This is a genomic window from Clostridia bacterium (genome assembly GCA_012840125.1).
Lineage (GTDB): Bacteria > Bacillota > DULZ01 > DULZ01 > DULZ01 > DULZ01.
In genome coordinates this window covers 1-16,387 of record DULZ01000026.1, presented here as the reverse complement: position 1 = coordinate 16,387, position 16,387 = coordinate 1, and the positions used below count along the sequence as shown (strand labels likewise).

General features: G+C 56.5%; 13 protein-coding genes. 5 read left to right on the top strand and 8 right to left on the bottom strand.

From position 1 onward, the window contains the following. Positions 1-195 precede the first annotated feature (195 nt). From GXX34_02825 to GXX34_02795, 7 genes are all read right to left on the bottom strand, one after another. Positions 196-627 carry a hypothetical protein gene (locus tag GXX34_02825; GenBank protein HHW06458.1) on the bottom strand — a complete coding sequence of 144 codons (432 nt, stop codon included), beginning with the start codon at positions 625-627 and terminating at the stop codon, positions 196-198. Continuing rightward, the gene (locus GXX34_02820; protein HHW06457.1) at positions 614-1,957 is read right to left on the bottom strand and encodes a phenylacetate--CoA ligase family protein; all 1,344 of its coding nucleotides are present in this window, start codon (positions 1,955-1,957) and stop codon (positions 614-616) included. The genes GXX34_02825 and GXX34_02820 overlap by 14 nt, the downstream gene beginning before the upstream one ends. Beyond that, positions 1,929-3,323, bottom strand: a complete 1,395-nt coding sequence (locus GXX34_02815) for a radical SAM protein (GenBank protein ID HHW06456.1) — start codon at positions 3,321-3,323, stop codon at positions 1,929-1,931. Before GXX34_02815 ends, GXX34_02820 begins: the two co-directional genes overlap by 29 nt. A gap of 22 nt (positions 3,324-3,345) precedes the next feature. Beyond that, entirely contained in the window at positions 3,346-3,786 is a 441-nt protein-coding gene (locus tag GXX34_02810; protein ID HHW06455.1) for a C_GCAxxG_C_C family protein, read from the bottom strand. A gap of 60 nt (positions 3,787-3,846) precedes the next feature. Next, positions 3,847-4,053, bottom strand: coding sequence for a hypothetical protein (locus tag GXX34_02805; GenBank protein ID HHW06454.1), 207 nt, complete (start codon positions 4,051-4,053; stop codon positions 3,847-3,849). Between the two features lie 11 nt (positions 4,054-4,064). Beyond that, complete coding sequence (locus GXX34_02800) at positions 4,065-6,386, bottom strand: FAD-dependent oxidoreductase (protein HHW06453.1); 2,322 nt, start codon at positions 6,384-6,386, stop codon at positions 4,065-4,067. A gap of 104 nt (positions 6,387-6,490) precedes the next feature. Beyond that, positions 6,491-9,364 (bottom strand): molybdopterin-dependent oxidoreductase, encoded by a 2,874-nt coding sequence (locus GXX34_02795; protein HHW06452.1) that lies wholly within the window; start codon positions 9,362-9,364, stop codon positions 6,491-6,493. Positions 9,365-9,551: 187 nt separating this feature from the next. On the opposite strand from GXX34_02795, the gene GXX34_02790 reads away from it, so the two are divergent. From GXX34_02790 to cydC, 5 genes are all read left to right on the top strand, one after another. Next, the gene (locus tag GXX34_02790; GenBank protein HHW06451.1) at positions 9,552-9,986 is read left to right on the top strand and encodes an Rrf2 family transcriptional regulator; all 435 of its coding nucleotides are present in this window, start codon (positions 9,552-9,554) and stop codon (positions 9,984-9,986) included. Positions 9,987-10,120: 134 nt separating this feature from the next. After that, complete coding sequence (locus GXX34_02785) at positions 10,121-11,509, top strand: cytochrome ubiquinol oxidase subunit I (protein ID HHW06450.1); 1,389 nt, start codon at positions 10,121-10,123, stop codon at positions 11,507-11,509. Next, a complete protein-coding gene (cydB, locus tag GXX34_02780; protein HHW06449.1) occupies positions 11,500-12,504 on the top strand; it encodes a cytochrome d ubiquinol oxidase subunit II in 1,005 nt (334 codons plus the stop codon). Before GXX34_02785 ends, cydB begins: the two co-directional genes overlap by 10 nt. Before the next feature lie 248 nt (positions 12,505-12,752). Continuing rightward, positions 12,753-14,480, top strand: a complete 1,728-nt coding sequence (gene cydD, locus GXX34_02775; protein HHW06448.1) for a thiol reductant ABC exporter subunit CydD — start codon at positions 12,753-12,755, stop codon at positions 14,478-14,480. Then, the gene (gene cydC, locus GXX34_02770; GenBank protein HHW06447.1) at positions 14,480-16,204 is read left to right on the top strand and encodes a thiol reductant ABC exporter subunit CydC; all 1,725 of its coding nucleotides are present in this window, start codon (positions 14,480-14,482) and stop codon (positions 16,202-16,204) included. Before cydD ends, cydC begins: the two co-directional genes overlap by 1 nt. Positions 16,205-16,206: 2 nt before the next feature. On the opposite strand, the gene GXX34_02765 is transcribed toward cydC, so the two are convergent. After that, positions 16,207-16,387: hypothetical protein (locus GXX34_02765; GenBank protein HHW06446.1), on the bottom strand; the 181-nt coding region annotated here is incomplete at its 5' end.

Genomic DNA, 16,387 nt, shown 5'->3' with positions numbered 1-16,387 from the left:
GCCGCATCCCCCGGCCTGGGAAGAACCATTCCCCGGCCGGGTATGATGTCTACTGAATGAGGAATCACCCATGGTCTCATTATACACAGCCAGGGTCGTCCTGTCCAGCCGGAGCTTACCCTCCTGCCAAGCATCCGGTCCCCGGGCAAAAAAAAGAGGCTGCAAGGGAATAGGCTCCCCTACAGCCGCCGCACTTTATTCACAACGGGGGGTATCCGGCCCTTGCCCTAAAATGTCTTTCATGCGCAAGACCCCGGTTTCCGACAGGAAAGCCAGGTGCGTGGCCACCCCGTCCACCGTCTCGCCCACCAGCCTGATACCGTTGCCGGTTTCCCAGTATTCCATGGGTAACCTGCGCCTCAAGACTCTTCCTGTCCCGGCTTCAACAACCTCCACCACGGCTTCACTGGCGTAGATGGCACCGGCATCCCCGGCGGCACCGGCCGGGGATGCTCCCGCCGCCCACTGTTCCAGGACAGAATTCACGGTTTGTATATAATGTGCATGGATTTCCAGCCAATTCTTGATCAATTCCTCATAATTATCACCGCAGGCCTGGGCCAACTGCTCCATCACGGCTTGACAACAGGCGCTGATTTGCTCTTTCATTTTCTCAAGGCTGCCCACGGGTCACTCTTACCTCCATTCTCCTCTTACCTGTTTTCGGTCGGTAACAAGCAGGTGCCGGGATTCCCCGGGCGGTGAGCTGCAGCCTGCCCTGGGCCAGCAATGACTGCATGGCCGGGTGCGTCTCCAGGGCTCTCCTGATTTGTCCGGGGCTTAAAGCCCGGTCGATGGCCTCCACCTCTATTTCCAACCAAAAGGGTTCCGCCGCACCGTAACGCCACACCATAAAATCCACCACCCCCGGCAGGGTAAACAGGATTTCATCTAACTCCCCGATGCTGAAACCGGTCTCGTCATCCACCCGGATCCAGCCTTTAACCCGCCTTTTAACGGGGCCCAGCCTGGCCAGCACCGATCCGCAGGGACACGGTTCCGGGAGCAGCCGGGCAATATCCCCCGTGCGGTAACGGACCAGGGGCATCCCGTTTCTGGTCAAAGTAGTGACCACCACCTCGCCCCAGGCTCCGGCCGGTACTCTGGTCCCCCGCACCGGATCCACGATTTCAAAGAGGAAATCTCCCTCGTACAGGTGGTAGCCCTCATGCCGGCGGCACTCAATGCCTCCCCCGTAGCCCATTTCCGTCATGCCGTAATACCTGAAAACCTCGCACTGCCAGCTGTCCTGCAATACCTCCACTACCGCTTGAGCCACATAATCCGTGGTCAAGAGCACCCTTTTCAGGTTAATGGTTTTTTCCGGTTCCCATAACCGGTGATACCTGGCCAGGGCCAGCACGTGCACCGGAATGCCGATGATCACCTGGGCTTGGGTCTCCGCCAGTTTCGCCAGCATCTCCGCCAGGCTATGTCCCACGCCGAAGGGGATGGGTACCACCCCCAGGTTTTGCATGGCCCTGGCCAGCAAATCACCGATACTGCCGGGCCGCTCACCGGGCAGGAGAATCAATACTTTCTCCCCGGGCCAGGTAAAGGTGGCCAACCCTTGTTGAAAAAACTCCACCGTCAACGCCTGGTCGGCAGGGGTAAAACAGATCCGTTTGGGCCGGCCGGTGGTACCGGAGGTATCCAGGGTGACGATCCTGTTGATCCGGCTCTGGGAGACACACAGCATCTTTAACCCGGCAGCCCTTAAATCCTCTTCCGTGGTAAAGGGCAGCTCCGCTAAGTCGTCCAAACTATTGAGGGCGGTCAGGGGATAACCCTGTAAATGCCGCCGGTAAAAAGGGCTGTGCCGGGAGACGTAATCCACCAGAGCGCGGAGTTTTCCCAGCTGGTAATCTGCAAGTTTTTCCCGGGTCAGCTCTTCACCGGGACCGAGGCCCACTTTCCCCCGCACCCACTCATCCAAGCTGCTGCGGGGCCGGCCCATGCCTATCCTCCCCTCGCCGGGGCCGGTAAAGGCTCCGGCCGTCCGGCGCCGTTAAGTTAAAGGCGCAAAAAGGAATGAGTTTTCCCGGGGGACTGAAAATAAACAACTTGCAGTCCCGGAGCCGCTCCAGGTCCAGGTTCCAGGCGTCTTGAAAGGCCATCCCGGAAATACTGATGGAATACGTATGGATCCGGCGGAGGAGCTCATCCAGGCCCGCCGCCGGGTCACGGTTACAGCAGGCAGCCTGCGGCGGGGCAGACCACTGCCGGGCCACAAAGGTTCTTGATTTCGCCACTCCGGCTTTCGGATCCACCGGCTCTTGGGAAGGCCCGCAGCAGCCTTGGACCCGCCAGGGTTTCAAAGTCCCGTCAGGCTGCAGGGTAAAACTCCCGTGAAAAGTGCAGTAAGGGTTTTCCGCCCCAACCGGAGCGAAATGCTCTTGTCTCATTCTCCCGGCGGTTTGCGCCTCGATTTCCCTTAAGATCCGGGGAATGGTCAGCCGGTGCACCGGCGGGACACCGGGATACCGTCCGAAATAGCTGATAGGTTGGAAATGAACACCCCTGACATAGGGCATGCGGCTGAGGGCAAAGTCAATGATCTCCCCGATATGATCCAGGTTTACCCCGGCTACCAGGGTCGGCACCAGGGCGACGCCTAACCCGGCAGCGGCGCAGTGCTCGATGGCCGCCAGTTTCTCCTCCAGTAAGGCCCGCCCCCTGGTGGCTTGATAGATGTCATCTCTGGTGCCGTCAAATTGCAAGTAGACCGTGTCTAACCCGGCATCTTTCAGTTTCCGGGCCAGCTCCGGTTCCCTGGCCAGCCTGAGGCCGTTGGTATTCAACTGCAGGTGAGGAAAACCGAACTCCTTTCCCAGCCTGACTATTTCCGGCAAGTCATCCCGGACCGTCGGTTCTCCTCCCGACAGTTGGATGTTATAATGACTTCCGTGGGAATGCAGCCGGCGGTACCAATCCCGGATTTCCTCTAAGGAGGGGTCCTGGCTTTTACCCGCCGCCGCGGAGGCAAAACAAATGGGACAATTAAGATTGCAGTTCCCCGTCACCTCCAGCAGCACACAGCAAGGGTCTTGCCGGTGCTCGGGACAGGGCCCGCAGTCATAGGGACAACCTTTGTCCACCGGCGTCACCGGGTGGTCCACCCGCACCGGCAGCCGGGCCATGTCCCAGCGGCGGTAATGCTCCTCTCCTTCCCAAATCAAAGTGCGGAAGACACCGTGATCATCGCATTCCTTCACCAGGTAGACCTGGCCTGCCCCGGCCACTCTTAAGGCCGGCACCACCTTCAAGCATTCCGGGCAAACACTTTCCGTCCTGCCCAGCAGTTGTTCCGGTCCCCCCGTCACCTGTTCTCCCCCCTTCCACCGGTCATCCTTCTATGTCATAACCATGATCCGTCAAGAGCTCCACCACTTTGGCATAAGTCTCGCGTACAATCTGGGGACAGCGCTGGGGCCGGTTCAGGGGATTATCCTCCAAAATGTCATCACAATCTATGCCGCCGTACCGCCCTCCGTACTGGGCCTCAAACCAGTCCACCAATTCGCTGATCATCAGGTCCAGCTTGGCATCGCCTCTTTCCTCCACACTGCCTCGACCGGCGTACAGGGCCAGCAGGCAGGCACCGCCGCTTAAAGCCCCGCAGAGTTTACCGGTAAACCCCAGGCCCCCGGCTAAACCGGTCATGGCACGAATCAAGTCGGGATTAGTCCGGCCCCGTTTTTCCAAACCCAGGGCCAGCAGGATTTGGCTGCAGTGAAACCCTTGCTGGTGCAGTTCCAGCATGCGGATGAAATCGTCGTTAAACATCTTATTCACCCCTTTACCGGTCGTCACGCCCGCCATGGCCTGCCGCGACCGGGACGAAATTTACTTGTCCTCCAGGGCCTTTTCCACCTGCTCCATTTTGCCCAGAGCCAGTTCTTCGGGAATGAAGACTAAAGAACACTGGGGGCATTTATATAAGTCCACCGGAAAGCTGTTGTTTAAATATGACAAGGTTACTTTTCCCAGGGCCAGCGGCTCATTGCATTTGGCACAGATAACAGCCTTGGCCGGATTGTTTTCCCCGTTCATCGCCATACCCCCTACCCTTCGATCTGCAGCCGGTGACTGTAAGCATTATGGATCAAGAAGCCGTCCCCTTGCGGGCTGTACTCCACCCAGTAGGTAACCGTGACCGGGCGAAAGTACGCAATAAAGGTGTTGTTTTCCGTATGCTTGAATTTATTACCCGTACTCTCCGCATAGGCAATGACAGCTTGCAGGTCTTCTTCTAAAATCATCCTCTCTTCCAAAAGCTCTTGCACCCGTTCCGGAATAATCAGTTTCACCCCGGCTTGTTCTCCGGTCACTGTTTCACCCCACATTTCTTGCAAGAGAGACTGTTTCAACTTGGCCCGGTTTTCCTGCCGCTTGGAAAAGCCGGGGCCTTTTTCCGCACCGGTCAATGCGGGATCCCCAAAGAGTAAATCCAGCAGGTGAAAAACTTTCTTCCCTTCTTTGGCGTAATTATCCCGGCACATGGCACAGTAGACCAGGTAATCCGCTTCGTGTTCTTCCACCCGGCGCCGCCTCACCTGCCGGGCCACCTCCCTATTGGCAAAGGACATTAAACCCCCGTAACCGCAGCAATCCGTTGTCAACCGGCTGCGCTCCAGTTCCACCACCTGGTGGCCCAGCTGGGTGGCAATGCGTCGCACGCAATCCTGCAGCTCTTGATCTTGCCTGGTGGTGCAGGCATCGTGCACCGCCAGAACCAGGGGGCGTCCCGTACCGGCTCTTTCCTCCACCACCTCCAACCGGTCCAGCACGGTCCAAATGGTCTCCACCTCCACCGCCGGCATTTCCTGGCGGAAGATGCTATAACAGGTAGGACAGCCCGTGATCACCCGGGGAGAACCTAGAGCCCGCCATTCTTGCTCGAGGTTCGCCAGGGTTTCGCGAAAAAGCTCTTCCGCGCCGGCCCACTGGGCGGGGGCACCGCAGCAGCCCAGGCTGAGGCCCACACCGCCGGGTATTTTGCCGCACAGCAACTCGTAAAGCTTTTGCACATACTGGGGTTTGGATGCACTCAACTGGCATCCGGGGAAAAATAAGACGCTGCTGGAGGTAAAACCGGGCTGGTGCCGGTGAAGGACAAACCGGTCACCGGTACTGAACCGGAAGTCCCGCAGGGCAAACTCATGGGCGGAAGGGGGCATCTTGCCGGTCCTGACCATCAGCTGCCGCGCTGCCCGGCAAATCTCTCCCATGTTTAATCCATTGGGACACACTTCCCGGCACATGCCGCATAAACTGCAGGAGTTGATCATTTTATTGGCATGCCGCATGCCCATGACGATGGAAAGATTATTGTAGATTTCCCGCACATAGCGTTTGGGATAGGCACCGTAATGAGCTAAGTACGCACAGGCCTTGACGCATTCCATACATTCACACTGGAGACAGCGCTTCGCTTCTAACAAGGCTTCTTCCCGGGTGAAGCCTTGCTGGGGGTCGGCCGGCATGACTCTTTTGGCAGGTGGTATTCCTGCGATATTGGTATACAAGGCGGTGGGATAAGGTCCTTCCTTGTCTCGCTCGGCGGTCAAGGAGACATTTTGGAGCAAGCGGGCGATGGAGTTGGCCGCCTTTTTACCGTGAGAAATGGACATAATAGGGCTCTTACCCGCCACGCCGAGAGCCAGGGTGCCCCCGGCAAAAACTTGGGGATGGCCGGTTTGCAAAGTCAGGGGATCCGGGCTCAACCGTCCCTCGCTGTCCAGGGCCGGCCCAAAACAAGCCACATCTCCCCTTCCGGTACCCAGGTAAACCGCGTCAAACTGCCGGAGGAGTTCCACCAGGGATGGGGAGCCACCAGCCCCAACTTCGATACCGAGATTAATCTCAATCAAGGGATGTTCCTGAACCGCCCGCAGGTCCGCCTCCACCAGCTCCGGCGGCAGCTTGGCCGCGGGAAGGGCGCGGATGCTGCCCCCTAAAGCCCCTTCTTTTTCGTAAATCACCACCGGATAACCTTTTTGGGCCAGTTCCAGGGCCACCGTCAACCCGCTCAATCCACCGCCCACCACCGCAATCTTTTTACCTTTTTTTACTACCGGAAGAAGCTTGGGTTCCCAGTCGCCGCCGTATTCCATACAAGCTCGCTCCAATGCGTTGACGGCAATAGGATCACCGGCTTCTTTCCTCTTACACTGGGCTTGACAAGGTTCATCACAGACCCGGCTGATGATCCTGGGAAAAGGCACTACTTTTCTAAATATTTTGACACCGGACCCAAAGTCCTCATTTTGCACCGCCGCGATCAGGGCCCGGGCGTCCACATGCACAGGGCAGGCCGTCGTACAACCCGGGGGACTCTCTTGAATGCATTTTGCTTCCAGTTCGCGCATGGTTTTCTGATCCATGGAATTTCCCCTTTCCGGTAGAAAACCGGCATCAAGTGGGACCTGCATCCCACTTGATGCCTGCCGTCATGCACCGGCTGCGTGATGTCTCCTGAAAACTATTGCTACTTGTTAGCCAGCTTTTCCAACTCGGCTTTAATCACTTCCGGCAGGGCCGGCACTTTATAGATCCGTACCCCGCAAGCATTGTAAATGGCGTTCAAGATGGCGGGGTGGGGCGCAGTCAAAGGTGCTTCTCCCACGCCGGCTGAGCCGTTGGGCCCATAGGGACGAGGTGTGATATTATAGATAATCTCGATATCATCGGGTACATCATAGATGTAGGGCAGCCCGCAGGCCAGGAGATTGGTATGCTTTTTCAGGTCCTCGAAATCCTCGCTTAAAGCCAAGCCGATGCCTTGAGCCAGGCCGCCGTAAATCTGGCCGTCCACGGCGGTCTTGTTGGTAATGGTGCCCACATCGACCACCGTGGTGAACTTGACCACCCGGGCTTTGCCCGTTTCCAGGTCCACTTCCACTTCCGGCATGAACAATTCATACATGTACACCGGGAAAGGCGCTCCCTGGCCGGTCTCGGGATCACAAGGGGTACACATGGAAGCGACCCATTTACCGCTGTATTTCAACGGGATGTTTTCCGCCACCATCTCGTCGTAGGTCCGGTAAGTGCCGTCGGGTTTGCGCATGGCATTCAAGAGCATTTCACAGCCGATCTTAATGGCGTTGCCTGTCATCACGTTGGAACGGCTGCCGCCGGCGGGGCCGCTGTTGGGGGTGCAGGCCATGTCGTTTAGCACCAGCTTGATTTGTTCCGGTTTGAGACCCAATGGTCTTAAGGCTTCATGGGCATGGGTCAATGCGCCGATATCCGCGCCTTGCCCGTGGTCTTCCCAGGAGGCATAGAGGGTTACTCCCTCGGGGGTCAATTCCACATGGATTTCCGAGCTGTCCGGGCCGTCCAGGCCGCAGCCGTAGATGCCCAGGGACAGGCCTACGCCGCGCTTGACCTTATCCGTGGAAAGCTCTTGACACCGCTTCTTGGCTTCCTCCCAGTAGGGACGCAGCTTGTCAAACATGGCTTCCAGGCAGTATACATCCGGCTCCTGTCCCGTCGGGGTGGTGGCTCCGGGCCGGTAAATATTCTTGTAACGCAGTTCAAAGGGATCCATGCCCAGTTTCTCCGCCAGCACATCCATGGCAATTTCCGAGGCCAGGAAAGATTGAGGCGAACCATAAGCACGGAAAGCGGAACCCCAGGCGTGGTTGGTACAAACCGTCCGGCCTTTGCCCCGGATGTTGGGAATATCATAGCCGGCACCGGTGAACTGGGCCAGACGCAAGGTGAGGAGATCGCCGAACTCGGAATAGGGCCCGTGGTCAATAGTCCAGTCCGTTTCCATAGCCAGGAGCTTCCCGGTTTTATCGGCTGCTAACCGGCACTTCACAAAGCCGGGGGAGCGCTTACCGGTGTAAGTAATTTGTTGATACATGTTGTACCGGAGCACCACGGGCTTCCCGGTGGCCAGGCAAGCAACTCCCAGCAGGGCTTCAATGGTGGGGCTGAATTTATACCCAAAGGTGCCGCCGGCCGGGTTCTGCACCAGGCGCAGTTTTTCCGGCTCGATGCCGATGCCGGGAGCGATCATGGCGTGGTGGAGATGCAGGCCGATACTCTTGGAATGAATGGTGAGCCTGCCCTCTTCGTCTATATAGGCGCAGCCGCAATCGGGCTCCAGCACCAGGTGAGGCTGGCGGCTGCAGGCAGTATTGACTTCTACCACCACGTCGGCGGTTTCAAAAACCGGTTTCGTATCTTCTCCTTTGACGATGCCTTGTTCATAATAGATATTCGGGACCCCCGGGTGGATTTCAATGGCATCCGGCGCCATGGCCTCCTGGGCGCTCATGTAAGCGGGCAGGGGCTCCAACTCCACTTTAACCTTTTTCGCCGCTTCCCGGGCATTGGCTTCCGTGTCGGCGCATACGATGGCAATGGCATCACCGAACTGGAACACCTTTTCATCGCAGAGGATGGGCCTATCCCAGCCGTCACCCTTATTGGTGGGGAAAGTAATCAAACCGGTGATCCTGTTCTTGCCCTTCACGTCCTTATGGGTCACCACTTTATAGACGCCGGGCATCTTCTCCGCTTCCGAGGTGTCAATCTTTAGGATTCTCGCATGGGAAACTTCCGCTTGAACCAGGGCCAGGTGCAAAGTGCCGGGGGGCATTTGCAGCGCCACGTCAGCGCCGTAATCCCAGGTGCCTGTCACTTTCCGTAGAGCTGAGGGACGGTGATACGTGGTACCGTAAATCTTATTGCCGGCAGGCTGGTAGAGCAATTCCTCTTTGCGCATTTCACCCCGTAACACTTTGGCTGCGGCCATGACTGCATCGACCAGGGGCTTGTACCCCGTACAGCGACAGGCGTTGCGGTGCTTTTGGAACCAATCCCGCACCTCTTGTCTCGTGGGATTTGGATTCCGATCCAGCAGCACTTTGGCAGATAAGATAAATCCCGGGCTGCAGAAACCACACTGGGCACAACCGTAAGCCATCCAAGCCACTTGCAGCGGGTGCAGGTTGTCCGGCCGGGCCAGACCTTCAATGGTAGTGATCTTTGCTTCCGGCGGCACCCGCCTCATCTTGAGGACACAGGAACGTACCACCTCGCCGTTCAAGATCACTGAACAGCAGCCGCAGTGCCCCTGAGCACATCCTACTTTACAACCGGTGAGCAGCAGTTGTTCCCGCAGCACACTGGCTAAAGTGGCCTCAGGGTCGACAATCAACGTCCGGTCAATGCCGTTGATATTCAGGACTACCTTTCTGTACACGCACCTCAGCTCCTCGTTTTTATATTTTTCAAGGCCGCCGGCCTTGAAATCGAAACCCCAGCCATCAATAAAGTGAAAATGTTCACGTAGCACCGGCCAAACTAATTTCCACAGAATTAATTCGCCGTATTGATTCGCCATAGAAAGGGTTTTTCCTGCCAGTAAAATGAGAAGTATCAAAATTTTAGCATTACCTCGAATTGAACCAATAGCTGGTAATTTATCTATTGCAAAACTATTACAAATTAATAATCATTATTGACAGCGAACCCAAACCGTGCTATTTTAAAATTAAACTATACTCGCGAGGTATACATTGGAGGAAAGAATGCAATTAACACAAGCCACTGATTATTCTTTTCGCGTAGTGCTCTACTTAGCCGGTTTAGAACCGGATGTCGTCGTCACCGCCAAAGATATCGCAGAACACGAAGAAATACCCATGCGCTACCTGCTCAAAACCCTGCGTTCCCTGGTGAAAGCAGGCATCCTGCATTCCTTTCGCGGACCGGAAGGGGGCTATGCCCTAGCGAAAGAGCCCCATGAGATCTCTTTGTTGGACGTAGTGGAAGCGGTGGAAGGACCGATTGCCATTAACCGCTGTTTCGTCCACGCGGATTATTGTACCAAGCACTGGTCTGATCGGTGCCCGGTGCATCAGGTGCTTGGTGAAATTCAACACAAACTGGCCCAGGATCTGGCCCGGCATAATTTCGGTGAGCTCCTCCAGCAATACAAAAACTGCCGCAAGTGCAAGAGATAGCTGCCCTTTACTTTTCTGCCCTGGCTTGCTTATAATTTCACATAATCTATCCATAATTCTGTAATAGAAAGGAGGGTAGTTTGCAATAATTGTTTACCGTTTGGGTATAAATTTTAAGGTAAAGGAGGGTACTCATGACTGAGCTAATTCTGGCGCGTTGGCAGTTTGGTCTGACTTCAGCCTACCACTTCCTGTTCGTACCGCTGACCCTTGGATTATCATTGCTGACAGCCATCATGGAAACTATTTATGTAAGAACTAATGATGAAACATACAAAAAAATGGCCCAGTTCTGGGGCAAGCTCTTTGTAATCAACTTCGCCTTGGGCGTCGTCACCGGTATCGTCATGGTCTTCCAATTCGGCATGAACTGGTCTGAATATTCTCGCTTCGTCGGCGATATCTTCGGGGTGCCCTTGGCCATCGAGGCGCTGCTGGCTTTCTTCCTGGAATCTACTTTCCTAGGGATTTGGATTTTCGGTTGGGATAAGGTTTCCAAGAAAGTCCATTGCCTGAGCATTTGGCTGGTAGCTATCGCCAGTAACCTCTCCTCTTTATGGATTTTAATCGCCAACTCCTTCATGCAAAACCCGGTGGCCTACGTCTTGACCGGTACCCGGGCCGAGATGACCAACTTCCTGGAACTCCTCACCAACCCCTATGTGTGGCACCAGTTCCCCCATGTGGTCACGGCAGGGTTTACCACCGGATCCTTCTTCGTCTTAGGTGTCAGCGCTTATCACCTGGCGCGAAAGAGCAACTTGGATTTCTTCCGCAAGTCCTTTAGGATCGCCGCGGTTTTCGGTTTAATCAGCGTGCTGCTGGTGGCCGTCATCGGGCATACCCAAGGCCAGTTCCTGGTGCGCACCCAGCCCATGAAAATGGCGGCGGCGGAAGCCCTGTGGGAAACTGCCGATCCGGCACCTTTCAACATCGTAGCCGGTATCAACCAGGCCCAGCAGAAGAACAACTGGGAAATCTCCTTGCCGGCCATGACCAGCTTTATGGCTTTCAACAAGTTCTCCGGCGAAATCAAGGGATTGAAGGATTTACAGGCTGAAGCCGAAGCCAAATACGGACCAGGCGATTACATCCCCCCGGTGAAACCGGTGTTCTGGAGCTTCCGCTTGATGGTACTGTCGGGGGGGCTGATGATCCTGCTGGCGATTGCCGCCTTCTTCCGTTCCCGTTCCGGCCAACCGGAAAACAGCCGGGGACTGCTGAAAGTCTTGCCTTGGGCCATTGCCCTGCCGTACATTGCTAATACGGCCGGCTGGGTGGTGGCGGAAATGGGACGGCAGCCTTGGATCGTCTACGGCTTACAGAAACTGGATCAGGCCATTTCCCCCAATGTTTCCGCCGGAGCGGTGCTGCTCACCTTGAGCGTGTTTACGGTGGTGATTGGCTTGCTGGTTATTGCCGACGCTTACTTGCTGGTGAAATACGCCAAGTTAGGTCCCGAAGGCATTGATATCGGCAAACGGCCGTCAGTACCAGCTGAGGAGGTGTCCTTATGGACTTAAACGTACTGTGGTTTTGCTTAGTCGGTGTCCTGTTCTGCGGCTTTTTCTTCCTGGAAGGTTTTGATTACGGCGCCGGTATCCTGCTGCCTTTTGTGGGAAAGAACGACGCGGAACGCCGGGTGGTCTTCAATGCCATCGGTCCTTTCTGGGACGGCAATGAAGTTTGGATGTTGACCGCCGGGGGAGCCATCTTTGCCGCTTTTCCCCACTGGTACTCCACCCTGTTCAGCGGCTTTTACCTCGCCCTGTTCCTGATGCTGCTGGCTTTAATGGTGCGAGGCGTAGCCTTTGAGTTTCGCAGCAAAGATGACAATCCCACCTGGCGGGCCTTATGGGATTGGTGCCTCTGGTTTGGCAGCCTGGTCCCGGCCCTGTTATGGGGTGTAGCGGTGGCCAACCTCCTTAGGGGTGTGCCCATTGATGCCAACATGCAGTTTGTGGGGAATTTCTTCTCCCTGCTGTCACCCTTCACCGTGGTGACAGGCGTGGCCTTTGTGCTCCTCTTCTCCTACCATGGTGCCTTGTTCCTGAGCCTGCGCACCCAGGGAGAGATTAAGGAGCGGGTGCAAAAACTCGCGCCCCGTTTAGGGTTAGCCACCATCGTCGCTGTTGTGGCTATGGCGGCGTTAATGCTGCTGGAAACGGACATTCTGGGCAAGTTCATCTCCATGGTCGCCTTAGTGCTGGCCGCCGTCGCTTTAATCCTGTCCTATGTGCTGGCTGGCGCAGGCAAGTTCGGCAAGTCCTTCATCGCCACGGCCCTTACCATCGTGTTTGCCGTAGCCACGGTCTTTACGGGACTGTTCCCGCGGGTCATGGTCTCCAGCCTGGACCCGGCTTGGAGCTTGACCATCTATAATGCTTCGTCCAGCGTAACCACCCTGACCATCATGACCATTGTAGCCATTATTATGGTCCCCATCGTCTTAGCTTACCAGGTGTGGGCTTACTGGGTCTTCAGAAAACCCGTGGATATGAAAGATCTGGAGTACTAATTCCGGCGGCGGAGCTTTCCCGCTTCGCCCCGGGTCTACCGAAGGGCAACCGGCGCCCCGGGGTGCCTAGAGGAGCGCCGTGCATATCATGCAGAGAAAAGGGTCACCGGCCGGTTAAATAAAGGGATTGGACGGGAGGCGTAGAAATCCTAATTTGCCATCTCTGGGACACTCCTCGCGCCCCGTTTGGAGCCGGTTGCCCTATCTTTTTTCACTGCCGGGTTTACAAGACTTAAGGGGGGATACTCGTGGTAAACCGCCGGTTAATGAAAATGACGAAACGGATCCGGGTTGAATTGGCTGCAGTGATCGGATCCGGTGTCTTGTCGGGTATCCTGATCTTAGGCCAGGCTTATTTTATCGCTAAAATAGTAAACCATTCCTTTCTGGAAGGTCAAGGGCCAAAAGACCTGTATCCCTGGCTGGCCTTGCTGTTCGGTATCATTGTTCTCCGGGCCCTGGTGCACTGGGCGGGAGAAGTCATGGCCCACCGGGGCGCAACCCGGATTAAGACTTTCCTGCGGGAGCGTTTACTGGATCACATCTTTCAACAAGGGCCTGTCCACGGCCGCACCCTGGCTGCCGGGGATTTAATCAATACGGTGACTGAAGGGGTGGAATCCCTGGAAGTCTATTTTTCCCGCTACCTTCCCTCCCTGGCCTTAGCCGCCGTCATCCCGGCCGGGATTCTCTTCGCTGTATTCCCGCAAGACTCGCTGACCGGCGTTATTTTTATCTTGACGGCACCTTTGATCCCCTTGTTCATGATCCTCATCGGCCACCTGGCGGAGCGCTGGACCAAGAAGCAGTGGCATATTCTGGGTCGCATGAACAGCCACTTTCTCGATGTCCTGGAAGGCTTACCGACCCTAAAGCTATTGGGGCGGGCCGCCGCCCAGGGTAAGGTGATCGCCAGGCTGAGCCGCAGTTGGGAAACCGCGACTATGGGAGTGCTGAGAATTGCTTTCCTGTCGGCTTTCTTTTTGGAATTCTTCATGACTATCAGCACTGCCATTGTCGCGGTGGCCTTAGGATTACGGTTGGTTTTCGGCAGGATTGATTTTGCCACGGCGTTTTTTATCCTGCTCTTGGCACCTGAGTTCTATGCCCCCTTGCGCAACCTGGGCACCCAGTACCATGCCGGCAACGCCGGCCTGAAAGCGGCGGAAAGCATCTTCGCCGTGCTGGACAGCCCCCTGCCTGCCGGGAACGGCAAATCCATCCCGGCGACAGCCGCCATGTGCCAAGAGCCCATCACTTTTGAAAAGGTGAGCTTTTCCTATACAAACGGCAATCCGGTGCTTCACGATGTCTCTTTTACCCTGCAGCCGGGCGAAAGAGTCGCCCTGGTCGGCGCCAGCGGGGCGGGCAAGAGCACCATCCTGCACTTGCTGATGGGCTTCATGGAGCCTACCCAGGGCGAAATTAGAATAGGCAGTGTTTCCCTGGGAGATTTGGAGCCCAGCAGTTGGCGGAAACTGGTGGCTTTTGTGCCCCAAACTCCCTACCTGTTTCACGGCACCATCCGGGAAAATATCGCTTTGGGTAAACCGGATGCTTCCCTGCAGTCCATTCAAGCGGCTGCGGTACAGGCTGAATGCCATGAATTTATCACCTCTTTGCCGGAGGGTTATGACACCGTCATCGGCAAAGGAGGCCGCATCTTGAGCGCCGGTCAAGCCCAAAGGCTGGCCATTGCCAGGGCCATCTTGACGGACGCCCCCTTGGTTCTTTTGGATGAAGCTACGGCCAGCCTGGACCCGGAGCACCAGGAACTCATTCAAAAGGCTTTAGAAAGACTCCTGGCGGGGCGCACCGCCCTCATTACCGCCCACCGCTTATCCACGCTCACCATGGCCGATCGCATTTTGGTCCTGGATCAGGGCCGCATCGTGGAAACGGGCACCCATCAAAATTTGTTAGCCCAAAAAGGGGTTTATTACCGGCTGCACCAAGCCTACCGGGGGGTGGCTTAATGATGACGGTACTGCAACCATTTATCAGATTGATGCTCCCCTACTGGAAACCGGTACTCTTAGGACTGGTCCTGGCTTTTGCCACCATCAGCAGCAACGTCGGTCTCATGGTTACTTCCGCTTATTTAATCTCCTGGTCCGCCCTACAGCCGCCCGTGCTGGATTTGATGACCTTGGTGGCCGGAGTTCGCTTTTTCGGTCTATCCCGGGCCGCTTTCCGGTACGCGGAACGTTATGTCAACCATCGCACCACCTTCGCCATCCTCACCAGAATCAGGCTGTGGATCTATGATTCCCTGGTGAAACAGTCACCGGGACAGCTGCTGGGTTACCACAGCGGGCAGCTCCTGGCCCGGTTGGTGGCCGATGTGGAAGCGTTGAAAGATATCTACCTCCGGGTACTGCTGCCGCCTTTAACGGCACTGTTAATCTGGATCGTGGGCACGGTGCTGCTGGGCAGTTTCCACTGGGGGTATGCTCTTTCCTTTTCCCTGTTTTACGGCTTGGCCGGCCTGGGCGTGCCGTGGCTGGTGCGCAAAATGGCTCGCTTCAAGCAAGAGCTGGCCGGGGCCAGGGATAGGCTCAATACCACCTTGGTAGACAGCATCAAAGGCTTGACGGAAGTAACTTCCTTTGACCTGGCCGCCCGGCAGACAGAAAAGGCCGCCGGCCACGGCAATACCTTTGCTCAATGGCAGCAGCTGGTGTACACCAGGAGCGCTTTGACCGGCACCTTGACGCAATTGCTGGCCAATTTAGCCATGTTTGCCACCCTCTGCCTGAGCGTCTACTTTGCTTCCACGGGGCACATCCGTGGGATTTGGGTAGCTGCTTTGACGCTGGGGGTCTTGGCCGCCTTTGAGGCCATCTTCAACCTGACCCAGGTGGTCCCTCATTTAGAGGATAGTTTAGAGGCCGGGGAGCGGGTTCTGGCACTGGTAAATACTCCCCCCTTCGTCACCAGACCCGCTGCCCAGCCTATGGCCAATCCCGGCCGGGAAGTAAGGGTGCACAACCTGACTTTCGCCTATCCCAATGCCGGGCAGGTGGTGCTGAGAAACATTAGTTTCCATCTTCCCGCCGGGGGTAAATTGGCTATTATAGGGCCCAGCGGGGCGGGCAAGAGCACCGTCGCTCAATTGCTGCTGGGCTATTGGCCTTATCATGAGGGTTCGATTACCATCGGGGGCAGAGAAGTAAGCTCTTTTTCCGAGGCAGAACTGTGGTCCACCGTGGGCCTGGTCTCCCGCCAGACCTATCTTTTCAATGCCACCATCCGGGAAAACTTGCTCTTGGCCAAACCGGATGCCACGGAGGCGGAACTCCTGGCAGCAGTGGAAAGGGTCCACCTGGCACCTCACCTGGCGGTCCTGCCCCAGGGTCTTGACACGGTCATCGGCGAAGGTGGCTGGAAGCTTTCCGGCGGGCAAAGACAGCTGGTGGCCCTGGCGCGCACTTTCCTGCGCAATCCCTCCATTCTGGTCCTGGATGAAGCCACGGAGGGATTGGATCCGGTCACGGAAGAACAGGTGCTGGCCGCTATCCACCGCCTCATGGAGGGCCGCACCACCATCATGATCACCCACCACCTCACGGGGTTGGAAGCCATGGACGAAATCCTGGTCCTGGACCGGGGTGAGATCGTGGAACGGGGATCCCATGAGGAACTTTTAGCGAAAGGGGGGCTCTACCGCCGCCTGTACGGCCTCCAGGAAGTCTCCTGAGATCACAGGATCCCCGCATTTTGCAGCAGGGTGTAGAGAATCAAGACCAGAAAACTGACCAAAACCCACAGGAAAAGGACCTGTGGGTTTTCTTCCTGGCCGACCCTGTTGTCCTCCGGCAGGCTCGGCCCTGGCCGGTCGCCGGCCGAAACACCCGTTCCCACCGATCCCGCCGGCAGGACC

Bases quoted from the DNA above. Each gene is read 5' to 3' on its own strand.
- GXX34_02820 (HHW06457.1), bottom strand. From the start codon at position 1,957: ATGGGCCGGCCCCGCAGCAGCTTGGATGAGTGGGTGCGGGGGAAAGTG.
- GXX34_02810 (HHW06455.1), bottom strand. From the start codon at position 3,786: ATGTTTAACGACGATTTCATCCGCATGCTGGAACTGCACCAGCAAGGG.
- GXX34_02805 (HHW06454.1), bottom strand. From the start codon at position 4,053: ATGAACGGGGAAAACAATCCGGCCAAGGCTGTTATCTGTGCCAAATGC.
- GXX34_02800 (HHW06453.1), bottom strand. From the start codon at position 6,386: ATGGATCAGAAAACCATGCGCGAACTGGAAGCAAAATGCATTCAAGAG.
- GXX34_02795 (HHW06452.1), bottom strand. From the start codon at position 9,364: ATGGCGAATCAATACGGCGAATTAATTCTGTGGAAATTAGTTTGGCCG.
- GXX34_02790 (HHW06451.1), top strand. From the start codon at position 9,552: ATGCAATTAACACAAGCCACTGATTATTCTTTTCGCGTAGTGCTCTAC.
- GXX34_02785 (HHW06450.1), top strand. From the start codon at position 10,121: ATGACTGAGCTAATTCTGGCGCGTTGGCAGTTTGGTCTGACTTCAGCC.
- cydB (HHW06449.1), top strand. From the start codon at position 11,500: ATGGACTTAAACGTACTGTGGTTTTGCTTAGTCGGTGTCCTGTTCTGC.
- cydC (HHW06447.1), top strand. From the start codon at position 14,480: ATGATGACGGTACTGCAACCATTTATCAGATTGATGCTCCCCTACTGG.